General features: G+C 43.5%; 27 protein-coding genes. 1 reads left to right on the plus strand and 26 read right to left on the minus strand.

The genetic code is table 11. From position 1 onward, the window contains the following. Window positions 1-154 precede the first annotated feature (154 nt). The 25 genes from recN to AC4E8A_RS16230 form a co-directional block, all read right to left on the minus strand. The gene (gene recN / locus AC4E8A_RS16110) at window positions 155-1858 is read right to left on the minus strand and encodes a DNA repair protein RecN (RefSeq protein WP_490194374.1); all 1704 of its coding nucleotides are present in this window, start codon (window positions 1856-1858) and stop codon (window positions 155-157) included. A gap of 16 nt (window positions 1859-1874) precedes the next feature. Further along, on the minus strand, window positions 1875-2324 hold the full coding sequence (gene ahrC / locus AC4E8A_RS16115; RefSeq protein ID WP_490198897.1) for a transcriptional regulator AhrC/ArgR: 450 nt from the start codon (window positions 2322-2324) through the stop codon (window positions 1875-1877). Window positions 2325-2853: 529 nt separating this feature from the next. Next, window positions 2854-3681 (minus strand): TlyA family RNA methyltransferase, encoded by an 828-nt coding sequence (locus AC4E8A_RS16120; protein WP_490194376.1) that lies wholly within the window; start codon window positions 3679-3681, stop codon window positions 2854-2856. A 2-nt stretch (window positions 3682-3683) separates the two neighbouring features. Beyond that, entirely contained in the window at window positions 3684-5576 is a 1893-nt protein-coding gene (dxs, locus tag AC4E8A_RS16125) for a 1-deoxy-D-xylulose-5-phosphate synthase (protein ID WP_490194378.1), read from the minus strand. Window positions 5577-5615: 39 nt separating this feature from the next. Continuing rightward, on the minus strand, window positions 5616-6212 hold the full coding sequence (locus AC4E8A_RS16130; protein WP_490194380.1) for a hypothetical protein: 597 nt from the start codon (window positions 6210-6212) through the stop codon (window positions 5616-5618). A gap of 722 nt (window positions 6213-6934) precedes the next feature. Continuing rightward, window positions 6935-7825 (minus strand): polyprenyl synthetase family protein, encoded by an 891-nt coding sequence (locus AC4E8A_RS16135; protein ID WP_490194382.1) that lies wholly within the window; start codon window positions 7823-7825, stop codon window positions 6935-6937. Further along, on the minus strand, window positions 7822-8058 hold the full coding sequence (gene xseB / locus AC4E8A_RS16140; RefSeq protein ID WP_490198899.1) for an exodeoxyribonuclease VII small subunit: 237 nt from the start codon (window positions 8056-8058) through the stop codon (window positions 7822-7824). Before xseB ends, AC4E8A_RS16135 begins: the two co-directional genes overlap by 4 nt. After that, on the minus strand, window positions 8058-9407 hold the full coding sequence (gene xseA, locus AC4E8A_RS16145; RefSeq protein ID WP_490198901.1) for an exodeoxyribonuclease VII large subunit: 1350 nt from the start codon (window positions 9405-9407) through the stop codon (window positions 8058-8060). Before xseA ends, xseB begins: the two co-directional genes overlap by 1 nt. Before the next feature lie 172 nt (window positions 9408-9579). Then, on the minus strand, window positions 9580-10431 hold the full coding sequence (gene folD / locus AC4E8A_RS16150) for a bifunctional methylenetetrahydrofolate dehydrogenase/methenyltetrahydrofolate cyclohydrolase FolD (protein WP_490194384.1): 852 nt from the start codon (window positions 10429-10431) through the stop codon (window positions 9580-9582). Window positions 10432-10442: 11 nt separating this feature from the next. Then, the gene (nusB, locus tag AC4E8A_RS16155) at window positions 10443-10844 is read right to left on the minus strand and encodes a transcription antitermination factor NusB (RefSeq protein ID WP_490194386.1); all 402 of its coding nucleotides are present in this window, start codon (window positions 10842-10844) and stop codon (window positions 10443-10445) included. Between the two features lie 468 nt (window positions 10845-11312). Beyond that, complete coding sequence (locus AC4E8A_RS16160; protein ID WP_490194388.1) at window positions 11313-11735, minus strand: Asp23/Gls24 family envelope stress response protein; 423 nt, start codon at window positions 11733-11735, stop codon at window positions 11313-11315. Between the two features lie 58 nt (window positions 11736-11793). After that, window positions 11794-13146, minus strand: coding sequence for an acetyl-CoA carboxylase biotin carboxylase subunit (gene accC, locus AC4E8A_RS16165; protein WP_490194389.1), 1353 nt, complete (start codon window positions 13144-13146; stop codon window positions 11794-11796). A gap of 12 nt (window positions 13147-13158) precedes the next feature. Further along, window positions 13159-13674, minus strand: a complete 516-nt coding sequence (gene accB / locus AC4E8A_RS16170) for an acetyl-CoA carboxylase biotin carboxyl carrier protein (protein ID WP_490194391.1) — start codon at window positions 13672-13674, stop codon at window positions 13159-13161. Window positions 13675-14249: 575 nt separating this feature from the next. Further along, window positions 14250-14840 (minus strand): SpoIIIAH-like family protein, encoded by a 591-nt coding sequence (locus AC4E8A_RS16175; protein WP_490194393.1) that lies wholly within the window; start codon window positions 14838-14840, stop codon window positions 14250-14252. Window positions 14841-14854: 14 nt separating this feature from the next. Continuing rightward, window positions 14855-15511, minus strand: a complete 657-nt coding sequence (gene spoIIIAG, locus AC4E8A_RS16180; protein ID WP_490194394.1) for a stage III sporulation protein AG — start codon at window positions 15509-15511, stop codon at window positions 14855-14857. Next, window positions 15501-16115, minus strand: a complete 615-nt coding sequence (gene spoIIIAF / locus AC4E8A_RS16185; RefSeq protein ID WP_490194396.1) for a stage III sporulation protein AF — start codon at window positions 16113-16115, stop codon at window positions 15501-15503. Before spoIIIAF ends, spoIIIAG begins: the two co-directional genes overlap by 11 nt. Window positions 16116-16126: 11 nt before the next feature. Beyond that, window positions 16127-17320 carry a stage III sporulation protein AE gene (gene spoIIIAE / locus AC4E8A_RS16190; RefSeq protein WP_490194398.1) on the minus strand — a complete coding sequence of 398 codons (1194 nt, stop codon included), beginning with the start codon at window positions 17318-17320 and terminating at the stop codon, window positions 16127-16129. Window positions 17321-17348: 28 nt separating this feature from the next. Continuing rightward, window positions 17349-17741 carry a stage III sporulation protein AD gene (gene spoIIIAD, locus AC4E8A_RS16195; RefSeq protein WP_232214260.1) on the minus strand — a complete coding sequence of 131 codons (393 nt, stop codon included), beginning with the start codon at window positions 17739-17741 and terminating at the stop codon, window positions 17349-17351. A gap of 15 nt (window positions 17742-17756) precedes the next feature. After that, window positions 17757-17963: a stage III sporulation protein AC gene (gene spoIIIAC, locus AC4E8A_RS16200; RefSeq protein WP_490194400.1), complete on the minus strand. Its 207-nt coding sequence runs from the start codon at window positions 17961-17963 to the stop codon at window positions 17757-17759. Window positions 17964-17981: 18 nt separating this feature from the next. Further along, window positions 17982-18497 carry a stage III sporulation protein SpoIIIAB gene (gene spoIIIAB / locus AC4E8A_RS16205; protein WP_490194402.1) on the minus strand — a complete coding sequence of 172 codons (516 nt, stop codon included), beginning with the start codon at window positions 18495-18497 and terminating at the stop codon, window positions 17982-17984. Continuing rightward, complete coding sequence (spoIIIAA, locus tag AC4E8A_RS16210; protein ID WP_490194403.1) at window positions 18498-19421, minus strand: stage III sporulation protein AA; 924 nt, start codon at window positions 19419-19421, stop codon at window positions 18498-18500. 186 nt (window positions 19422-19607) lie between these two features. After that, complete coding sequence (gene efp, locus AC4E8A_RS16215) at window positions 19608-20165, minus strand: elongation factor P (RefSeq protein WP_490194405.1); 558 nt, start codon at window positions 20163-20165, stop codon at window positions 19608-19610. A gap of 90 nt (window positions 20166-20255) precedes the next feature. Continuing rightward, entirely contained in the window at window positions 20256-21317 is a 1062-nt protein-coding gene (locus tag AC4E8A_RS16220) for a M24 family metallopeptidase (protein ID WP_490194407.1), read from the minus strand. Next, the gene (aroQ, locus tag AC4E8A_RS16225; RefSeq protein WP_490194409.1) at window positions 21304-21765 is read right to left on the minus strand and encodes a type II 3-dehydroquinate dehydratase; all 462 of its coding nucleotides are present in this window, start codon (window positions 21763-21765) and stop codon (window positions 21304-21306) included. Before aroQ ends, AC4E8A_RS16220 begins: the two co-directional genes overlap by 14 nt. An 83-nt stretch (window positions 21766-21848) precedes the next feature. Beyond that, window positions 21849-22382, minus strand: a complete 534-nt coding sequence (locus AC4E8A_RS16230) for a YqhR family membrane protein (RefSeq protein WP_490194411.1) — start codon at window positions 22380-22382, stop codon at window positions 21849-21851. Between the two features lie 248 nt (window positions 22383-22630). Here AC4E8A_RS16230 and AC4E8A_RS16235 point away from each other — a divergent pair, with 248 nt between their 5' ends. Further along, complete coding sequence (locus AC4E8A_RS16235) at window positions 22631-22996, plus strand: SA1362 family protein (protein WP_490194413.1); 366 nt, start codon at window positions 22631-22633, stop codon at window positions 22994-22996. 23 nt (window positions 22997-23019) lie between these two features. Here the strand turns inward: AC4E8A_RS16235 and AC4E8A_RS16240 are convergent, their stop codons facing one another. Next, on the minus strand, window positions 23020-23907 hold the full coding sequence (locus AC4E8A_RS16240) for a patatin-like phospholipase family protein (RefSeq protein ID WP_490194415.1): 888 nt from the start codon (window positions 23905-23907) through the stop codon (window positions 23020-23022). Between the last annotated feature and the right edge of the window lie 117 nt (window positions 23908-24024).

Below are 24024 nucleotides of genomic sequence, written 5' to 3' on the forward strand. Positions count from 1 at the left end.
CCCATTTTGGATAGCTGTGGGAATACTGTAAAAGGTGAATAGTTATTTTGGAATCATACATAATAAAGTTAAATTTACACAGATGATGTTGTTTTATACATTTTCCTTATAACAAAAAAGCCCCAGAACCTTAATAGTCCTGGAGCTGATCGTTTCACTTGCTTTTAATTGACTCTGCAAGAACCAGCAGTTCCTTGGCATGCTCTCTTGTAAGCTCCGTAATTTCCACACCTGATATCATGCGGCCGATTTCGCGTATTTTCTCCTCTTGGTTCAATGCGGTCACAGACGTGCTTGTCCGCCCGCCTGTTGTCTTTTTAGCAATGTAGAGATGTGAATCTGCCATTGCGGCAACCTGTGGAAGATGGGAGATACACATTACCTGTGAATTAATTGAAACCTGATGGATCTTTTCCGCAATCGCTTGGGCAACCCTGCCGCTGACACCAGTGTCCACTTCGTCAAAAATGATGGAAGTAATCCCCTGGTGTTTAGAAAAGATTGTCTTCAAGGCCAGCATGACTCTCGAAAGCTCTCCGCCGGAGGCGACTTTTGAAAGAGGCTTTAATGGTTCACCAGGATTGGTGGAAATGTAAAATTCTATCTGATCTGCCCCATCTTTTCTATATTTGAACGGTTTCGTCTCTGAAGGCTCTTGCAAAAAACGAACTTCAAAGGTGGTCTTATCCATGTATAGCTCTTTCAATTGTTCATGAATCCGGGCAGTGAGTCTTTTGGCAGCTTTCCTGCGTATTCCCGAAAGCTGTTCGGCCTCTAAATATAGGTCTTTTTCCAACGACTTTAGTTTCTCCTCCAAATCATGAATCACCATATCTTTATTGGTCACCGTTTCAATTTCTTCTTCAATTTGGGCGCTGTACTCCAGGACTTCTTCAATTGAATTTCCATATTTTCTTTTTAATGTGTTAATTTCATTCAGACGGCTTTCTATACTATTCAGCCTGTCCGGTTCGAATTCAAGTTCATCCAATTCCGAACGTACAGACGCCGCTGCCTCTTCAAGCAAATAATAGCTGTTAGAAATCGTCTCCATAAGGCGATCATATTTGGAATCTACGCCTGCAGCACCCTCGATATGGCTCATGGCCAGGCCTGCCCAATCAAGCCCCCGTCCCTCACCTTGTATGCTGTTATAACAATTTTGCAGGGACTCAAACAACCTTTCGAAATTCATCAGCTTATTTTTCTCTTCTAAAAGTGCCTCATCTTCACCAGGCACCAGCCCTGCTTTTTCAATTTCAGAGAGCTGAAACTGAATCAAATCAAGCCTATGGGCCATTTCCTGTTCATTTTCGTTATATTTTCTCAAACGGGTTTGTACTGCCTCAAATTCTTTGAATACCTCTTTATAATTTTGAAGGGAAGACTTTAGTTCCCTTGAGGCAAATTGATCCAGCAAGGTAAGATGGAGTGTTTCGTTCATCAGTTCTTGATGTTCATGCTGCCCATGGATGTCAATAAGAGTGGAACCTAGCTCCCTGAGGATTGCGATGGTCACAAGCTTGCCGTTAATGCGGCAGACACTCTTTCCGCTGCTGGAAATATCCCTTCTCAGGACAATCATTCCTTCTTCAATGTCGATGCCAAATTCAGCTGCTTTTTTATAACAGGGATGTGATCCCTCTTCTAAGGTAAATAATCCTTCAATCTCAGCCTTTTTTTCACCGTGCCTGACGAATTCGGATGAGCCCCTGCCTCCTACAAGCAAGTGGACTGCATCAATGATGATGGATTTACCTGCACCCGTCTCGCCAGTGAGAACAGTAAGGCCCTCCTCAATGGAGACGGTCAGTTCGTCAATGATCGCAAAATTTTTAATCGAAAGTTCCTGTAACAATACTGTTTCACCTCAATTAGAGCATATCTAGAAATTGCTGCGAAATTTTTTCTGTATCTTGTTCAGTCTTACAAATAATCAAACATGTATCATCACCGCATATCGTTCCAAGAATTTCTTCCCAATCCAGGTGATCAATCAGGGCACCGATGGCATTTGCATTTCCCGGCAGCGTTTTCATTACAAGCATATGCCCTGCTGAATCAATTTTAACAAACGCATCAGTCAGTGTTCTTTTCAGTTTCTGAAGCGGATTGAACCTCTGGTCTGCAGGCAGGCTGTATTTATAACGGCCGTCCATCAGTGGAACCTTCACCAGATGAAGTTCTTTGATATCACGGGATACGGTGGCTTGCGTGACATTGAAATTAGCATTCTTCAACCGGTCGACAAGTTCATCCTGGGTTTCTATATCATGGTTGGAAATGAGTTCCCTGATTTTAATCAACCTTTGCCCTTTATTCATCATAACTCCCACACCTCTTACTTGTTTAGCTGTATATTTATACTTCTATATTCATGTTAGCTTATTTATATTATTATCACAATAAAAAACAATCCATATGAGAATTTCCTCTGCAGGTGGTGAATTAAAAAAAAAATGGGTCCCGCGGAATGGCATAAGGACCGGAAGGCAGATAAACGAAAACAGAACGAACAGAGGCAATCGATGCTATTGCATGGAGAACGACTGAAGTTTAAAGCAGTTATACCACGAAGCTGGATACGGAAGAAGGAGCAGGGAAGTGCGCTAACAGACTGGTCATGATGCTCGATTCAAAAGAACGAATGCTGAGTTCTTTTGCGCAATAGTCATGGAGCTTTCCAGTCTTTGCCGGCTGAACTGGTCTCAGGCTGCCGCAGCAGGAAATGTGCACCTTCCTCTTGATCCAACTAAATTCTCAGCATCAGTTGAAAAAAATAATTCTTCGTCAATCTGTCTTTCTATTTTCCACCACTAAAAAGAAAAAGAATAAACGAGGTGTTTATTCTTTCTACTTTGATTTAAATTCATTTTGGGCTTCATCTACTACTGATTGGATGGAGTATGCCAGGTGGTTTTCGCCTGCTTCTTTCTCACCATGCCACGATAAGTGAATGAGAAATTCGATATTTCCCTCACCACCGGTTATCGGGGAATAAGAAAGATCCCTTACATCGTAGCCTTCGCGGATGGCAAGCTGGACAATTTTCTCGATCACTGATAAATGGACCTTTGGATCCCTCACGATCCCTTTTTTCCCCACTTGTTCTTTACCTGCCTCAAACTGTGGTTTGATCAATGCTATAACGTCACTGTCTTGAACAAGCAATGTTTTCAACACAGGCAAAATGAGAGAAAGGGAAATAAACGAAACGTCGATTGTAGCAAAATTCGGGAGGGCAGCAACCAAATCTTCCGGTTTTACATACCGGAAGTTGGTCCTTTCCATAACGACGACTCTTTCATCCTGCCTCAATTTCCATGCGAGCTGATTGTATCCTACATCGAGTGCGTAGGACAGTGCCGCCCCATTTTGAAGGGCACAGTCCGTAAACCCACCGGTAGAGGAGCCAATATCAATCATGGTCTTCCCCTCGACACTAAGCTCAAATTGCTCCAAAGCTTTCTCCAACTTTAATCCGCCTCTGCTTACATACGGGAGAACATTTCCTTTTATTGTAAGGGGAATATCTTCGTTGACCTTTTCACCTGGCTTATCGAGCCTGGATTCCTTGGTGTATACCAAGCCTGCCATCACAGCTCTTTTAGCTTTTTCTCGTGTTTCCGCCAGCCCCCGTTCTACCAGGACTACGTCTAATCTTTGTTTTTTCACTTTCATCTTCATGCCCTTTTTTGTTTTTTTGGTGTCATGGTGTGAATCCGGTCGACGACATTCTCTGTCGTCATTCCGATTTCCTTTAGCAATTCTTTAACACTGCCATGCTCAATGAATTTATCAGGTATGCCGATACGTTCAATTGTTACTTCCTTAAAACCATGGTCATGCGCATATTCAAGGACTGCACTGCCAAATCCACCTTGCAGTACCGCCTCTTCTATTGTTAATATCGGCATATTTTCACTCATTATGCCGGAAAGCATTTCTTCATCCAGGGGTTTTATGAAACGTGCGTTTACGACCTTAACCGAAACTCCTTGCTTTTCAAGCTGTTCTGCCGCTTCAAGGGCCATCGGTATGGTTGTACCGAAGGTCAGGATGGCCGTATCGTTTCCTTCTCTTAATACTTCCCATTGACCGATAGGGATAGTCTTTAGATCCTTATCCATTTCAACTCCCAATCCATTGCCTCTAGGGAACCTCAGTGCAATAGGACCTTCGTCATACTGGATGGCGGTATTGACCATATGCTGCCCTTCGTTTTCATCTTTTGGCATCATCAAAACGACATTAGGCAGGTGGCGCATGAAGGAAATATCGAATACACCCTGATGTGTTTCCCCATCGGCCCCGACAAGGCCTGCCCTGTCAATGCCGATGAAAACATTCAGATTTTGGCGGCAGATATCATGCAGCACTTGATCATAAGCTCTTTGCAGGAATGTGGAATAGATGGCAAGGAATGGTTTCATGCCTTGTGTCGCAAGCCCTGCTGAAACCGTGGCAGCATGCTGTTCGGCAATCCCGACATCAAACATCCGGTCAGGAAATTCACTCGCAAACCCTTCTAATTTGGACCCAACCGGCATAGCCGGAGTAATGGCCACAATTCTTTCATCATCCCTCGCAAGCCTGCGGACGGTTTCACTGACCAACCCGCTCCAGGAAGGAGGTGCATTTACTGGTTTGATTAAATCACCTGAATCCATCTTGTATGGACCGGTACCATGCCATGTCCCTTTTTTATCGGTCTCAGCGGGTTGAAAGCCCTTCCCTTTCTTGGTGATGACATGCAGAATCACCGGGCCTCCAGTCTTTTTCGCATACTGGATATTCTCAAAAAGGTCATTATAGTCATGACCATCAATTGGTCCAAGATACGTGAAGCCCATTTCCTCAAAAAACATCCCTGATACAAATAAATATTTCAGGCTGTCTTTTACTCTCTCAGCCGTTACAGCCAATTTTCCGCCGACGGCAGGGATTTTCTTCAGGATATATTCCAACTCATCTTTTACCCAATGGTACTTGCCCGCTGTACGCAAACGGCCAAGTACATTATGAAGGGCACCAACATTTGGCGCAATGGACATTTCATTATCATTCAAGACAACGATCATATCTTTTTGCTCATGGCCGATATGATTCAGAGCCTCTAGCGCCATACCGCCCGTGAGCGCCCCATCCCCGATTACCGGCACAATGAATGAATCCTCTTTCTTTACATCCCTTGCAATGGCCATTCCCATTGCAGCAGATAAAGAAGTAGAACTATGCCCTGTTTCCCATACATCGTGTTCACTTTCCACCATTTTCGGAAACCCGCATAAACCTTTGTACTGCCTCAGGGTTCCAAATTGCCCTGCGCGCCCGGTCAGGATTTTGTGTACATACGATTGATGCCCGACATCCCAGATGATTTTGTCTTTTGGACTGTCGAAACATTTGTGCAGGGCAATGGTGAGCTCAACTACACCAAGGTTGGGTCCGATATGCCCGCCCGTATTTGATAACGTCTCTATTAAAAATTTTCTAATATCCTTGCTCAGTTCTTCAAGCTCTTGCTGTGATAACGACTTTAAGAAGGAAGGGTCTTTAATTGATAACAGATCCATCCAGTTCACCAACTTTCAACTAAATGTTTTGTTTCAATTTTAACGTTTTTTTCGGTTTTTATCTTTTTTGTCTTTTTTGTCTTTAATTATGCTAATGTGAAATTTATCCTCAACAAATTGTAACACTTTTCCTACTTGAAAGATAATATCCTTGGAGTATTGGATCGCTAACGTCTTACCGAGAGCTTTCCCGCCTACTGTCAAAGCTGCTATCAAGCTTGTCAGGAGGACATTGAAGGTATATTCTACCGGCGATCCGCTGTTAATCTGTAAATCAAGTGTCAAGCCGACTAGCACAATCGCCGCTGCAGCACCACTTATGATTCCGGATATATCTCCGATTACATCATTACAAAAGCTCGCGAAACGGTCCGCATTCCGGACAATCCTGATGGACTGCCTGGCCCCGTATACCTTTTTAGCTGCCATCGCATGGAAAGGGGTCTCATCAGCGGCCGTGGCAGCTATTCCCAGCATATCAAAAAAGATACCTATAAAAACAATGATAAGCACTACGATCAGGCCGATCACCCAGGTAACTTCATTTAATATCAAGTTGGAAAAGATTGAAAAAAGAGCCGCTAACACAAACGTGATAACGGCAATGCTAATACTCCATTTTATTGAGTTTTTCATTACATCTTTCATCAGGTACTTACACACCGTTTCTTATTAAAAATCTATGTTATATTAATATCCCGGATTTCATATGTAAAGGGATGGTCATACATTGAGTAAAAATTGCAGCTTAGGTCCAGTAGGTTTTCCCAATCAGGTACCGGATGTCGCCATACCGGCGGTTTCCCTTTAAACCCGACTTAACTGTGTCACCAGCAGTTAGACTGGATTACCACTTAGTCCGCACCATAATCCTCAAAGTATGTCACAAATGGAACAGTCTAGGAGTTTTCCTCAGCAACCTTTAACCAGGTTCTTAGCCTCTTTTGCAAAGTGGATTTCATATGGGCGAAAAAGCACATACCAATGGCCAACTGATGTGTACCTTGTAACCATAATCCCCTCACACTTCACTCAAGGCAGGCTACGCTGCTAGCGGTTGCTGCCGCATTGCAGGTCTATACTCCGTCCTGATTGCTCATGCATAATGCCGGCCTGAACGGAACCTCCGCGGTGCAAGGGTCAACGCCCACATGCCATTGTGGATCGCCCTTGCACCTTACTCCCAGCTTCGACCCAAGGCTGGGCGCCTCAAGCCGAAACAAGGAACTTCATCGATGTGCCCTTTAGTGGATTTTTAGGCCCACCTTCGGAACTGGTAGATTGACTAGAATACTGCACCATCCCTATTCAATTACCTTGATTATAGCATAAATCAAACAAATTCTCAAATAGGCTGATTAATGGTCACGAGAGGCAATCATATCGGCAATTTGGACGAGAAGATCGTTTTCCAAATCGGATGCAGCAAGGGCAGCCTTGCTTCTATCCAAATGAAAACGCAGCTTTTCTTTAGCACCATTCAGGGTTAAAAGCGCCGGATAGGTGCTCTTGAACTTGGTTTCATCACTTCCGACCGGCTTGCCGATTTTTTCCACGCTGCCCTCCACATCCAGTATATCGTCCTGTATCTGAAATGCCAGGCCGATATGGAAAGCATACGTTTCCAGCAGGTCTATCTGCTCCTTGGTGGCGTCTGCCAGAATGGCTCCTGCCATTACACCGTAAGCAAGAAGCCTGCCGGTTTTGTTTCTATGGATGTATTCCAGTTCTTCTACCGACAGCGATTGGTTTTCTCCCTCCATATCTGCTGCCTGTCCTCCTACCATTCCTTCGGGGCCTGCAGCTTTCGCTAACAATGAAATCAGCTGAAGGCTCTTTTCAGCATATACCTCCTTTGTAGTACCCGCAAGCACTTCAAAGCTGTAGGTTAGGAGACCATCTCCTGCTAGTATGGCCGCAGCCTCACCATAAACCTTATGATTAGTCGGTTTCCCCCTCCTCAAATCATCATTGTCCATGCTTGGCAGATCATCGTGAATAAGAGAATATGTATGAACCATTTCAAGGGCCGCCGCTGCCTCCAATCCGATCTTTGGATCCTTTCTGAAAGCTTGCAGTGTGGCAAGCAGGAGAATGGGCCGTATTCTTTTCCCTCCAGCTTTCAGGGAATAATCCATTGCCTCCTTCACTTTCTCCGGAGCCTCCAGCCTTTGTACCAGCTCATCAAGCTTGTTTTCAACCAGTCTTTTATACGTTACGGTAAAACATTCAAGCGATAGAGCGGTCACGAATTCTCCTCCTCAGATAAAGAGAACTCTTTTTCTCCTTGATCAGTCATTAACTTCGTCATTTGTTTTTCGGCATGTCTTAATGTATCGTGACAGTATTTTGACAGTTCCACTCCCTGTTGATACTGATTGAGTGCTTCTTCCAGCGGGACTTCTCCCTCTTCTAGCCGCTGAACAATTCTTTCGAGTCTTTCAATTGCTTCTTCAAATGACATTTTCTTCTCTTCAGCCATCAATTCTCACTCTCCTCAATAGTATTGACGTGGCAATGCAGTTTTCCATCTTGAAGGTGTACCGTTATTTTATCCCCTTCTTTGACAGTCTTTTTTGTTTTGACCAGTTTTTCATTTTCAGAATAAACCAAGCTGTATCCCCTATCCATGATTTTCAATGGACTTAATGCCTCCAAGGTGGATATCGTCCTTCTAAAGTCATTCTGCTTGTTTTTCAATATATTTGTAAAATTAGTTTGCAATTGTTTAGCCAAACGACGGTGATGATCCTTTTTCTGTTCCCATAGCCTTTCCGGATGGACCCTTTTTAGACTGGAAGCTAAATGGGCCAATTTATCCGTTTGGGTTTGCATCCTCACTTGCCGGGCTCTATTCAGCTGCTCGGTCAATCGATCAACTGCCTCAATTTTCTGTTCATATAATCTTCGGGGATTTCTGAACACCATTGAAGTGCTGATATTTTTTAATTTCGCCCTTTCACTGTCCAATCGTGCCTTCATACCTCTTATAAGCAGAATCCTTCGGCTCAGCACCCGTTCCAAAAGCTCATCAATATGAGGGACAGCCAGTTCCGCGGCAGCCGTAGGGGTAGGAGCTCTCATATCCGCAACGAAATCGGCAATTGTAAAGTCGGTTTCATGGCCAACAGCAGATATGATCGGGATAAAGGATTCGGCAATTGCTAGTGCGACCCGTTCTTCATTGAAAGCCCACAATTCTTCTATTGAACCTCCGCCCCGGCCAACAATCAATACATCGATATCTTTATTTTCATTTGCTGTCTTTATACAATCAGCAATTGACTGGGGTGCACGTTCTCCTTGAACCAACGCAGGATATATCAAGATCTCGCCAACTGGATATCGCCGTTCAATTGTAGTAATGATATCTCTGACCGCAGCACCTGTCGGCGAAGTAATCACCCCGATTTTACGCGGGAATTTCGGGAGCGGCTTCTTTCTGGCTTCATCAAAAAGCCCCTGATTTTCCAGCTTTTCCTTCAACTGCTGAAAAGCGAGGAATAGATCACCTATTCCATCCGGCTGCATTTCTTTAACATAAATTTGATACTGGCCGCCAGCCTCGTAAACGGAAATGTCCCCCCTGACTAAAACCTTCATGCCATTTTCAGGAGTGAATTTCATGGAGGCATTGGCAGAAGCAAACATTACAGCCAGTATCCTGGCTCTTTCATCCTTAAGAGTAAAGTACATGTGACCGCTTGAATGTCGTTTGAAATTGGAGATCTCCCCTTTAACATAGACGCCTGAAAGGTGGGGATCTTTATCAAACTTTCTTTTTATATATTTCGTCAACGCCTGGATTGTCAGGTATTGAGGATTTTCCATCACTTTATCCATCTCCCCCTCAGCCGATTATACGTGTCTCCAAAGGCGGCATTTCAATTCATATCTTTATGTATGATCCTTAACAAAAAGCTGCTTCCTTTGTCGGGAACGCAGCCTTTAGTTAAGGATCATTATTATTTTAACAAATAATACATCTGAATGTCCTATACAATTACTTTAAGGTGTCGCGGGCACTTTTCATGGTGTTGAACATAAGCATTGTAATGGTCATTGGACCTACTCCGCCTGGTACCGGTGTAATATAACCAGCAATATTCCTGGCACTGTCAAAATCGATATCTCCACAGAGCTTCCCATCTTTGTCTCTGTTCATCCCTACATCAATGACAACCGCACCCGGCTTAATATCATTCCCGTGAATAAACCCCGCTTTTCCTGCAGCAGAAATCAATATATCGGCAGTTCTCGTATAAGAGTACAGGTTTTCCGTTTTTGAATGGCAATAGGTCACGGTGGCATTTTCCCTTAGCAGAAGCTGGCCTGCCGGTTTCCCGACAATATTGCTGCGCCCAATGACGACGGCATGTTTTCCTGCAAGCTTGATATTTTCAAATTCAAGCATCTTTAAGATTCCATAAGGGGTACATGGCAGGAATGTATCTTTTCCAATCATCATCCTTCCGATATTGACAGGATGAAATCCATCGACATCTTTTTCCGGAGAAATCTGTTCAATGACCTTTTCCGTCTGGATTCCTTCGGGAAGGGGAAGTTGTACAAGGATACCGTGGATGGAAGGATCGTGATTCAACTCGTCAATTTTCCCCAATAGCTCATTCTGGCTCACATTATCGTCATACTCAACCAATACAGAGTGGATGCCCATTTCTTCACAGGTCCTGCGCTTCATCCTCACGTAGGTTTGCGATGCAGGATTTTCACCTGCCAGGATCACCGCCAGACCGGGGACTACACCCTCTTGTTTTAATTGCTTCACTTCTTCGGTGATGGAATTTCTATAATGGTGGGCAATCTTCTTTCCATCAATTAATTTTGCGGGCATCGAATTCCCCCTTACTCGGCCTGTTCTTCAATCGTCGAATTCACTTTCGAAAGCACGCCATTAATGAATTTGCTTGATTGGTCGTCCCCATACGTCTTGGCAATTTCAATTGCTTCATTGATGACAACTTTATTCGGTACGTCATCAGCTTCCAACAGTTCATAGACCGCTACCCTCAGGATATTTTTATCAACTTTCGCCAGCCGGTCAAATGACCATTTTTCAAGATTTTCTTTGATTAATCCATCAATTTTCGCTTTATGCTCTGTCGCACCTTTTACCAGTGCTTCAAGATATTCATCAGAAGCTGCTTCTTCATATACATTTGTCAATGCTTCATCGGCAGTCATTCCGGACATGTCCATTTGAAATAACGCTTGTAAAGCTTTTTCACGCGCTGTACGTCTTTTCATTACTTTATACTCCTTTAATCTTATCAGATTTCATCATATCAATGATAATAGCATAACTAAGCCTGTGAAAGCACGCAAACACCAATTAATCCTCTATTCAGAAAATTATCCATTTATAAATCCTGCAGCGTGAAAAAATATTGCATTATTTTATCTCAGCCGCAGGTACCGGAGATCGGCATGGCCGGCGGTGATGCCCTGCAGGATTTCACCTGTCCCTCTATTCCCACAGGAGCAGGGAAAATGAAAAACAAATGCGGGATCCACTCTTTGGAACCACTGGAGCTAATAGTCAAATGCTTTAAAACCAAATATGGCTGTAAGGTTGGTGTTATGTAAAAACACCACAGGTTGGATTGGCAAGAAATAAACAAACTTGAGGCACTCTGTCAATATTGAGCTTCCAAACAAAAAACCAAAGGCCTGGGCCTTTGGTTTTTTGTTTACCAGTATTGAACTGCACAAGACTTACTGTTCTTCTTCGAGGTCCTGTTCAATCTTTTGGTTTTCAAATTGCACACCGACAACATGGATGTTGACTTCTTCAGCTTCCAGCGCAGTCATATTAAGAAGCGCTTGTCTGATATTATCTTGAATCTTTTGAGCGGTATTGGGGATCGAGACGCCGAATTGCATGATGCAGTAAACATCCACCTGGATGCCTTCCTCTGCAAGTTCGACCTTGACTCCCTTACCATGGTTTTTCTTGCCCAGTCGTTCAACTACACCGCTGGCAAAATTACCGCGCATTTGAGCAACGCCTTCAACCTCTGACGCCGCAATGCCTGCAATGACTTCAATTACCTCGGGTGCTATTTCAATTTTACCTAAACCATCTTTCCCGTGAGACATTTGCAGCAGGGCTTGGTTTTGGTTTTGATTTTCAGCCATGAATGTACACCTCCACTGATTTCGCCTTTATCATATTTCTATTATAACACAGCATTGATTAGGACTTCATTACCTCATGTAATTCCAGGAATTTCGTGTTGAAATCACCGCTTACGAAGGTTTCGTTGTCAAGGACCTTCAGGTGGAAAGGAATCGTCGTGTGGACACCTTCGATAACGAACTCGCTTAATGCCCGCTTCATCCTTGCTATGGCTTCCTCCCTTGTCGCCCCGTACGTTATCAGCTTGGCAATCATGGAATCATAGTATGGGGGAATGGTATAACCCGGATAAGCAGCAGAGTCGACCCTTACTCCAAGACCTCCTGGAGGCAGATACAATTCAATTTTCCCTGCAGAAGGCATGAAATTCTTTTCAGGATTCTCTGCATTGATACGGCATTCCATTGACCAGCCGTTGAATTCGATGTCTTCTTGTTTCAGCGACAGCTTTTCTCCGGAGGCAACCTTTATTTGTTCTTTGATTAGGTCGACACCCGTAACCTGTTCTGTCACAGGATGCTCTACCTGGATACGGGTATTCATCTCCATGAAATAGAATGTATTGTTGACATGGTCAAAAATGAACTCCACTGTGCCGGCTCCTGAATAATCAACAGCCTCTGCCGCTTTCACGGCCGCCTGTCCCATCTGCTCCCTTGTTTCCCCATCCAGTGCAGGAGATGGTGTTTCTTCAATTAATTTCTGAAGACGCCTTTGAATGGTACAGTCCCTTTCGCCGAGATGAATCACATTTCCGAAGTTATCTCCCAGCACCTGGATTTCAACATGCCTGAAATCCTCAATGAACTTCTCAATATAGACACCCGGATTACCGAAAGCTGTTGCCGCTTCCTGCTGGGTGATATTCACACCTTTAATAAGGTCCTGTTCTGTTTTTGCTACTCGGATTCCTTTTCCTCCGCCTCCGGCAGTTGCTTTGATGATGACAGGATATCCAATTTCCTCTGCCAAGGAAACAGCTTCAGCTGCATCTTTCACGATTCCTTGTGAACCCGGCACGATTGGCACTCCTGCTTCTCTCATCGTCTCTCTTGCTACATCCTTAGTCCCCATCTTGGAGATGGCTTCCGGTGAAGGTCCAACAAACGTAATATTGCATTCACGGCATAACTCTGCAAAATCGGCATTTTCAGCCAGGAATCCATAACCAGGATGGATGGCGTCACAATCCGTCAGTTTGGCCACACTGATGATATTGGTAAAGTTCAAGTAACTGTCTTTACTTGCTGTAGGTCCGATACAATAAGCCTCATCCGCTAATTGAACATGCAGTGCTTCCTTGTCGGCTTCGGAATAAACAGCCACACTTTCTATTCCCATTTCGCGGCAGGCACGGATTACACGTACAGCAATTTCTCCTCTATTTGCGACTAACAGCTTTTTTATCATAATGATCGCTCCTTATTCAGGCTTAACCAGGAATAACGGCTGACCGTATTCTACCAATTGTCCGTCTTTCACTAGGATTTCTACAATTTCACCTTTTACTTCTGCTTCGATTTCATTGAATAATTTCATGGCTTCCACTATGCAAACTACAGAATCTTCACTGACTTTGCTTCCAGGTTTTACATAGGCATCGGCATCCGGGGATGGAGATTGATAGAATGTACCAACCATCGGTGATACAACCTTTTGAAGGTTTTCATCTGCTGCAGGTGCTGCAGGCGCTTCTTCCTTGGCAGGTGCTTCTGCTGCTTTGGCGGACTGAACAGGCGCCTGTGCAGCTTGCGTTGACAATACTTCTTCCGCTTTATGTACGTTGTTATTATGGATTGCTGCTTTTTCTTCAACATAGGTAACAGCCTTATTTTTTTTCATTTTGATTTTAGAACCATCAAGTTCATATGAAAACTCATCAATGCTTGATTGATCAACAAGTTTAATCAACTCGCGTATTTCTTGAATCTTTAACATAATGACACCCCTTAGAGTAATTAATCAAAATTAGGACTAGCTACTAATATCATACGATAAGACCTTGTAAGAATTCAATATGAGAATTAAACTAATCTTTTGATATCCTGCTGTATTTAGTAGATTGCCCTGTTTCTATTGTAAGCTTCTTTTGGATTTTTTCAAAACATAAGGGCAGGCAATTTTATAGGCAGGCTCTCTGTGCACCCTTGACTGCATGGCGGAATTGCACCAATTCTTCTGGAATTAACGCTTTTTTGCTCCATTCCTTAATAGAATCGTCCAACCCCTTCGGCCATCCCCCTTAAGGGTCACCTTCCTTCTAATTCGCTTCAGTTCTTTTACTTATGCTCTTTTCGTAAACTTTTTTGCTATTCAATATGAATGTCTAATACTATTTAGGTCATTCACCCTTTTTCGAGGGGAAATCCATGGAATACAGGAAAAACCCGGCTCATGAGACTTTTCCGAAAGCAACAATAAATGCGAAAACAGCCTTTACTTAAGGCTTGCCTGCCAGCTTGTTCATCTCATAAAAAAGCCCGCAGCGCTAAAGCTGCGGGCTGATTCGTATATTAGTTTGCCGGCTGGAACTGAACGGCCACTTTTTGCATGGAGCCAATTTCATCTGTTACAAGACGGATGATTTTGTTTGCTTCTGCAGCTGAATGTTCTTTTGCTTTAACCGTTACGCGGACCTGCTCTCCATCAGCTCTGACCAACGCGTCTTCATAGCCCATTGTTTTGATCATCGTCTCAAGTACTGTTTCTGTTGTTGCAAGTTCCTTAAGTTGATCCATTTGCTCAATAGCCTCATTTTTTTCCTCGATGGAAATGTCAGCGGAAGCTATTTGGGTCTCAAGGTCCTCTCTGCTCTGGGAACGCTGGTCCATGAATTCCATTCGCAGCGTTTCAAATACTTCATCGCCTGCAGCTTCCGTTACAATATCAACATCACCCTCAGCAGCTGTTTCTTCGCCTTTGCCGGCTGCATCTTCACCTTTGGAAGTTTCTGTCGATGATTCTTCACCTTGTGCCGGGCTGCTCTCGTCTACATTTGCCATATCGGCTGCTTGCTGTGTCGGTGAGGTAATGTAGTACACTGATAATACGATCACTAGGCTCAACATTGTCAATAACCATACCGTTTGCTTTTTTAATAACATATTTCATTTCCCCCTTAATTTTTAGGCATTACCGCTACACGATGGCTGGGAACGTCCAGCACCCGCGTCACAGATTCAATGATCCATTTTTTTACTTGTATATTATCAGCACCCTTTGCTACTACAAGAACGCCGCTGATTTTAGGTTTTTTCGTTTCGAGAATAATAGGAACCTCTTCTTCGCCCTTTCTGATGATGACGAGCTGCTCATCCGAAGATTGATCTTCGATTGAACGATTCCCCCCTTCCCGGTCGGTTTCTTTTGTCACCTGAGTCTGAGACGAGTTATTTTTTTCATATACCTTCCGCTCGGTTGATTCAACATTGACAACTATGGTTGGATCACTTACGCCGGCTATTTGTTCAAGTGCTTCCTTCAACTGATTTTCATACCGGTCCTCGTAATCTTTCATTATTGAATCTTTAGAATCTTTATTCCCGAAGGCAGGCACTTCATCCTGTCCCGTCTCGTTTTCGGTTTTCATGACCATCGATGCATCCTGATCTGCGTTCCCCCACATATCACTGATAATCATGAATGCAACACCAAACAGCAGGACGATTAGAAAATAGTGGAGCTTACCCGGCTTTTTTCCAGGTGCCGCTGTCCCTTCTGATTCTTTCATGAAGAGCTGCTGCAGTGATTTAAGCGGACCTTTATCAAATTTCATTTCTCTTTCCTGCACCTCCTTCGACCATGATCACTAGTTTGTCCTCTGGTATATTCCATTTTTTTGAAAGTGTGTTTGTTATGCCGTTGTTGCTTTCATTCTTTACAGGAATATTTTTGCTCGTATCGATTTCTACTGGTTTCACTACAGTGCCTGCTTCTTCCCGGGAGGTATCCAAATGGATTGAGACTGACAAGATGCTCTCCGGCAGCTTTTCAAGATCTTCCGCTTCCAGCTCGATATGTTTTACCGTTAAACCATATTGCTCTATCATCTCCTTTTCTACATCATCTTTCATTTGGACAGCCATCTGTTCTAAAATATATGCACGTTGTGAGGCTTGTATTTCTTTTTTCTTTAATTCTACTGAATTTTCTACTGAAGCTGTTTTGACAGTGCCTTCGAAGTCGATTCCTGCAAGGGCTTCTTCAAAGTCAGTGGTAAACAATTTCATGATCGGAGTGAGGATGATCGTGATGAGAAGGAGTCCGGTAACAATTTTCGTATATTTCTGCATATTGGAACTTGGGAGAAGCATATCAACCACACTGGCCAGCAGAACAAAAACAATAATATTGGTTATCCACTCTGTTAAAAATGACATCTTCTCCCTCCTTATCTCACCATTAATGTGATATTCCCAGCCGCTATCATGATTGTGATGCTGAGAAAGAACATAAATGAAACAATAGCCAATGCAGCAAAAACATAAATGACACTTTTGCTTATCGTATCCAGACACGTAATGACAGGACCTCCGCCCAACGGCTGGAGTAATGCAGCCGCCAGCTTATAGATCAAGGCAATCATCAAAATTTTCACAGCAGGGAACGCAGCAATCATCAAAAGGATGGCAACACCTGCGATTCCGACTGTATTCTTAAGCAGGACAGATGCACTGATGACCGTATCTGCAGCATCCGTAAACATTCTCCCGATCACAGGTACAAAGTTTCCTGTAACAAACTTTGCTGTTCTTACCGTTATGCCATCGGTCACAGCAGCTGCAGCTCCTTGCACTGATATGACACCAAGGAATACTGTCATGAAGATGCCGAGCAAGCCAATACTCCAGTTTCTGAGCAGGTTGGCAAGCTGTGTCACTTTATATTGTGGCGACAAAGTGCTGACAATGCTCAGCAAGGCAGATAGAAACAATAACGGCAGGACAATATTTTGAATGAGAAGCCCGCTCGTATTCATCAGGAAAATGATCACTGGATGGAAAAAAGCAGCCGATATCATTCCCCCCGACGAAGCAATCAATGCCAGAAGCAGGGGGATCAAGGCAATGATAAAGTTGATCATCGTCCCGATTGCTTCTTTCGTATAATCGATCGCCACATGAAAACTGTTGAGGGCAATGATGATCAATACCATGAATACAATTGCATAGGCGACTTTGCTGACATTCCCTCCTTCAAAAGAGTTTTGCAGCGATTGCAAAAACATGCTGAAGATCGTCAGCAATATCAAGGTTCCGAGCAGTTTTCCATTTGTAATCAGCTCTTGGAAAGCAAAATGAAAGATTCCGGAAAACCAAGCTTTGAAAGAGAATTGCTTGTCCCCTTTAATAAAGTCAACCAAACTCCCCTTCTGGCTTTCAGGTAAATAACCTCCATATTGAGTCAGTACATCTTCCCAATAAACCTTCAGTTCATTGATTTCCAATTTCTCCAATTGGTCCTCCAGCAGCTTTTCTCCCACAGGTGTCTTCTGTTCTGCGTCTTCCCCTTCAGCTTGAACGGCGGTTGTTCCAAGAATTAGATAAAATAGAGTACAACATATAATGATTAATAATCGACGCATCTTTTCACCTCAAAAGGCAGCAGCTTGCCTAACCATTCGGTATCATATTGATGATTGTTTCGATGATGACAGTCAGGATCGGTACTGCCATTGCTAATATTAGAATCTTTCCTGCTAATTCCACCTTTGCAGCCAGGGCACCCTGCCCCGCATCTTTCGTAATATGTGAAGCAAATTCCGCTATGTAGGCAATCCCTATTATTTTCAGGATGGTTTCCACATAGATCATGTTGATATTTGCATTGGCAGCCAGTTTTTCAATCATTCGAATGATTTCATAGATCTGATCCACCAGGAACAGGAAAATTGCACAGCCGACAAATACCACCAGCAAAAAAGCAAAATTAGGTTTTTGCTCTTTAATGATCAAAGCGAGGAAAGTCGATACCAAGGCAATCCCGACTACTTGTATGATTTCAATGGCCTATTCCCCCTCTCACCCTTGGAAGAGAAATACTGATTTGATTTTTTGGAATAAATCATCGACGATGGAAGCCACCATAAATAGAATGTAGATAAATCCGAACAGTGTAACCCACTGCGCATACTCCTTTTTCCCTACCTGATCCAGAATGGTGTGAAGAAATGCAACCACAATCCCGACACCTGCTATTTTGAATATAATATCGACTTCAATTCCCATCTTTTCCCCTCCTGATCCTTACAGCAATAAAATGATGAGAAGCAGGCCTGAAAGAACCCCTAAACTCTTCGTCATTTTTTCATACCTCTTTTGTTTTTCCAGCGCCTCTGTTTCTTCTCGTTCCAAATGTGTGAGTGTCAGCAGAATATGTTTTTGCTGTGTTAATCGGTCATGCTTTCCGAGGCTCTCGCCAAATTGAGTAAGAATTTCATATTCCCTTGACTTGAAAGCGGTCATCTTCCATACTTCTTTCAGACTTGCTTCCCATGCCTCACTGACTGTCGTCTCTTCAGTGGTGATCCTTTTGGAGAAGGCTTCAAAGAACCAGGCAACCGGACGCTGAAGCTGTTTGGATAGCTTGCGCGCAGCTTCATGAAGAGGGGTATGTCCATACATGATTTCTGCTTCCAATGACTGCAGAGCTGATTTTAAAATCCTTATTTGACGCGGTCTTTCACTCAAGTACCTTGAAGCTTCAAAACCCGCCCATGAAGTTGATAAGATGATAAAAACCGCACCGATGATTTTGATCATTTATGTCACACTCACTTTTCCCAGCAGTGAATCCCCCGCTTGATTTTTGATATCCCTAACCAGTCCTGGATTCTCCCCTCTGGATAATTCAACAAATCTTTCTATCACATTCATTTCGATTATTTCTTTGAGGTATGGACGATTCGAAATTTCTTCCAGTGAGCGGCCGTGGGTTGTCATTATAAGCGTTATCCCCGCATTCACCGCTTCCAGGATGGCTTGGCCATCCTCCTGGCGGCCGATTTCGTCAACGACGATAACATCCGGGCTCATCGACCGGATGAGCATCATCATCCCTTCTGCCTTCGGACAAGCATCCAGCACATCGACCCTCGGCCCAAACTCAAGCTGAGGTACTCCATGGACACAGCCAGCAATTTCAGAACGTTCATCCACGATTCCCACCTTGTATGGGGTCATCTTCTCTTCAGGAATTCCTGTCGAGGCAATTCTCGCAATATCCCTTAACATGGTCGTCTTCCCTGTCTGCGGCGCCCCTATTATCATGGTATGCTTCCAGCGGCTGTCATACAGGTGCGGAACCAAAGGTGCAGCGATTCCGATTGCTTCTCTTGCCACCCTGATATTAAAGGATGCCAGATGCCTGATCGCCTTCACCTTGCCTCCCTCGAGGATCACTTTCCCGGCAAGACCTACCCTGTGTCCGCCTTCAATCGTGATGTATCCCCTTTTCAGTTCCTCTTCCAATGTATAAAACGAATGGTTAGCCAACTTATTAATCAGCAGCTCCCCATCTTTCTTTGTTACAACGTATGGAAGAAAATATGGTATGCCCCTGGCTGTAACCTCCAGCGGCCTGTCGACCCTAATTCTTATTTCTTCAATCAGCGGCAGGATATGGGTTGGCATTACTTGGATTTTTTCAGCGATAGTTGATGGAACGATAGAAAGGATCTCTTCCATATTCCCTCCTCCTCAATTAACAGTTAACAATTCCAGAGTCTTTGGTACATGCCTATTGATATTAAAATGTATTCGGGGAAAAGAAGAATATGACTTTATTCGGGGAGAAAACGGGGAATTGCACTTCCCCCCCGAGAAATAAAAAAAGCTGAAGGGCTAAGCCCTTCAGCTTTAAAACGCTATATATTACGCACGGGATACATAAGAACCATCTGTCGTGTTGATGACCAGAACGTCACCTTCATTTACGAAGAATGGTACGTTTACAGTCAGTCCTGTCTCTACTGTAGCCGGCTTTGAACCGCCGGAAGCAGTGTCACCTTTAATTCCTGGCTCCGTCTCCGTAACAGTAAGTTCCACTGAATTCGGAAGCTCCACACCAAGTGTTTCCCCTTGGTACATGATGATTTGCACTTCCATGTTTTCCTTCAAGAACTTCAGCTCATACTCAATTTGAGAGGCGTTGAGTTCAATTTGTTCATAGGAGTCTGTGTCCATGAATACATGCATATCGCCATTTGCATAAAGGTACTGCATCCGGCGGTTATCAATTTGTGCTTTGCCTACTTTTTCACCTGCACGGAATGTTTTTTCCTGAATTGCACCTGTACGAAGGTTTCTTAATTTAGAGCGGACAAAAGCTGCTCCTTTACCGGGCTTCACGTGCTGGAAATCCATAACACGCCAAATCCCATTATCTACTTCAATTGTAAGACCTGTACGAAAATCATTTACTGAAATCATGAGTGTTCCTCCTAAAAATGTGAATAGCCATGGACTGGCTACTTAGTGCATGTTTATTATGCCATATTTTATCCTGCTGAAATAGTTTTATTAAAGAATGATCAATTCTTTTGTTGAATGTGTAAGGGTTTCATTGCCATTCTCAGTGATGACGGTATCATCTTCGATACGTACCCCGCCGACACCTTGGACATAAACTCCAGGCTCTACCGTGACTATCATGCCTGGCTGTAATACAGTTTCGGAAAGGTGGGATAATCCTGGACCTTCATGGACTTCCAAACCGATTCCATGACCAAGCGAGTGGCCGAAGTTATCTCCATAGCCTTTTTCTTTGATGTAATCCCTTGCAATCGCATCTGCCTGCGCTCCTGTCATGCCCGGCTTGATTTCGTCCATTGCTTTCAGCTGGGATTGAAGGACAACATCATAGATTTCCTTCAGTTTATCTGCAGGCTCACCTACAGAAATCGTTCTTGTCATATCGGAGCAGTAGCCTTTGTAATATGCACCATAATCAAGTGTGATGAAATCGCCTGTTTCAATAACTTTGTCGCTTGCCACTCCGTGAGGAAGCGCTGAACGGGTTCCTGAAGCAACAATGATATCAAATGAAGAAGAGGCTGCTCCGGCATTTCTCATAAAGAATTCCAGTTCATTGGATACTTCCAATTCCGATTTTCCTGGCGTAATGAAATCCAGGATATGTTTAAATGCAGCATCCGCGATATCAGCAGCATCTTTGATAATGTTCAATTCTGCTTCTGTTTTAATCAAACGGATATCTTCAATCATACCGCTTACAGGAACCAGTTCAGCCCCGACCTTGCTTCGGTAGCTTTCGAATGCGGAGTATGTCAGATAGTTCTTTTCAAAACCAAGTCTTTTAATTCCAAGTTTCTCCACTTGAGTCGCAACTTCATTCGGAATCGGTCCCTTATGCTGTACAATCTCGAAACCTTGTGCCTGTTCTGCCGCCTGTTCTGTATAACGGAAGTCTGTTATGAATACTGCATTATCAGCGGTAATCAATGCGACCCCTGAAGAACCTGTAAAACCTGTCATATAACGGCGGTTGTATGTACTAGTAATCAGTATCCCATCAATATCATTTCCTGAAAATTTCTCTCTCAATTTATCAAGCTTGCTCATCCTCTTCATCTCCCTTATGTTTTTTTATAAGAGCCTGCAGGGCAAGTTCATAGCCAAATAACCCAAGACCCACAATCTGTCCTTCTGAAACTTCCGCCAAGACAGAGTGATGTCTGAAGGCTTCTCGTTTATGAACATTGGAAATATGGACTTCTATCACGGGCAGATCAATCCCGGCGATGGCATCTCTTATCGCATAGCTGTAGTGAGTGAAGGCACCTGGATTAAAAATGATTCCGGCGCAGCCTTCATCTTCAGCACGATGCAGATAGTCGATAATGATGCCTTCGTGGTTGGATTGCGCCGCGTCCAGTTCATATCCCTCCGACAGGGCAGCTTCTTTCATTTTCTTTTCGAGTTCCCCCAGCGTTGCTGTACCGTAGATATGCGGTTCCCGCTTACCTAAACGGTTGAGGTTCGGTCCATTAAGCAGAAGAATCTTATGCATATGTATTCACCCATAAAAATAGAATGTTCAACATGAACATTCTAACACAAACGAATTGACAAACATACTACATTGTCTGAATATTATTGACTTGCTTTCTCTTCTTTTTCAAAATGATGTTGAAGTTCATTTTCTTCATAAGAAATAGAATAGCCGATGAATACTCCATAGAGAATATAAATGCAGGCGATTGTACTCAATGTCGTGTAATCCGTTTGTAAGATTCCTTTCATACTTGGGAATAGCGGGTTCAGCACAACAAAGACAACGAGCATTAAAGCTATGCCATAGCCAGCTCCGACCCACATAGATTTCAGCTTCCTTAATGCTGCATAGTAAACGAGTGCAACACCAATGGAGATTAACCCATATGCCAGAATGGAAATGACGATCCCCAGCCAGGTCTCCCTCCAGTCACCGACAGCCCAGGGTTCCAGGATGATATTCGGCTCGAGTTTGGTGAACGAGAACATATAGCAGATATACGCGATCCCGCTCCATAGGATTCCGCCGGTGAATCCGGTTGCGATGACCATGCCAATGAACGATAGCGGCTTTTCCTGTTTATTTTGTTCCAGATTTTTATCACTTGATGGTTCTTGCTCTCTTGCAGACATCTGAACACCTCCTTTGGGTAGTATTATCCATTTCCATGAAAGTATTTCATCGATGCGCAGGATTGCGTACTTTCATCAGGTTTTAGTAAAATAAAAATACTTCAATGAAGGTACCTGCACAGTCTCTCCAGAAAGAGACAAATATGGTTTAAAATAAATCAGAAACACGGTTAGAATGGACGGTTTTAGTCTAAAATATAGGTAAAGGCCATTACGTTCTTAACTCGGTTCCAAAGGAGGTGACCTTCTTGAATGCTCGTTTCATAATTGCAGGAGCTGTTATTCTTTTAGCCTCTATCGGATTGTTGTCCACTCTTATGGGAGATCCTTTGGCTCTTCTTCAACGAATACTCGTTTTTGCAGCCATTGCCGGAATCATCTATTTTATATTCCGGAGAGTGATGATGGGCGGGAAAGGCAAAAACAAGGATCAAAAGGCTTTCCTGAAGGCGGCAAGACAATCCAAGAAGCGGTATAACAAGAAAACAACTGCTGTGAAAGCAAAAGCCAGTGCGCCAAGCCCGTTCCGCAAAAAATCCCATCGGAAAAAATCGCAAGCTAATCTTACTGTCATTGAAGGCAAAAAAAATAGAAAAAATCGAGCATCTCTCTAAGCTCGATTTTTTTATTTCTGTCATCACCCAAATCCCCATCCTTTTAAAAATTCTATTGCCTTGATGTAACCATAATCAGCGAGCTCCCTCTTCTTCTCATCAGTCAGTTCAAATTCTGTTGTCAGCACTCCTTCAGTCGGGATAAAGATAATATTGGTCGCATGCTTCCTCGAAATATAACGGGAATCATGAGCATCTTTCATTGTTTGGAACAGGGCTTCATACATACGGACAGCATTTTGTATTTCTTTTTTTGGGCGTTCCTGGATACTCGGGCTCAGCTTTATCCCCAGGACTGGTCTTACTTTCTTCATATTTTCTTTATCAAACAACCACATGGGAAAATTGCTTAATACTCCTCCGTCCACTACAAGGCTTAGCCCATCCAATGATTTTAATCTTACAGGTTCAAAAAAGTAAGGCAGGCTTGCACTCATCCTGATCGCCTTTGCAACCGGAAAGGTTTCTTTCGGTATACCGTACTTATCGAGATCATCCGGCAGGACTATAAGACGGCCATTCGTTAAATCTGATGCAATGACCCTTAATGCTCCAGGAGCAAGATCCGCAAACGTATAAATACCCCTTACTCGTAATTTTTCTTCCAGCCATTCCTCCAAGGCATCTCCCTTGTAAAGGCCCAGTTTCCAATAAACCTTGAGCCAGCGCACAAAAGGAAGAGACAGATGAAATGCATTCTTATCCAACAGATCGGTTAGTTCAATTTCATCCATTACCTTGATAAGATCTTCACTTTTGTAGCCTGCTGCAATAAATCCCGCAATGATCGCGCCGGCACTTGTACCGGCAAGCCGTTTGAACTTTAGTCCCTTTTCTTCGATTGCCTGATAAGCCCCGATCATGGCAAGGCCTTTGATTCCACCACCTGAAAATACGCCATCGATGTTCATGGAACCATTCCCTTCCTATTTCCCTCTTTACATTTTTAATTCAATGTGAAGGGTTTTAGAATGAAAAAATGCCATTATCGGGCTGCCCCCTAAAACTTTTAGTGCGTTAAAGCGATA

It is taken from the genome of Bacillus sp. SRL337 (assembly GCF_984799155.1).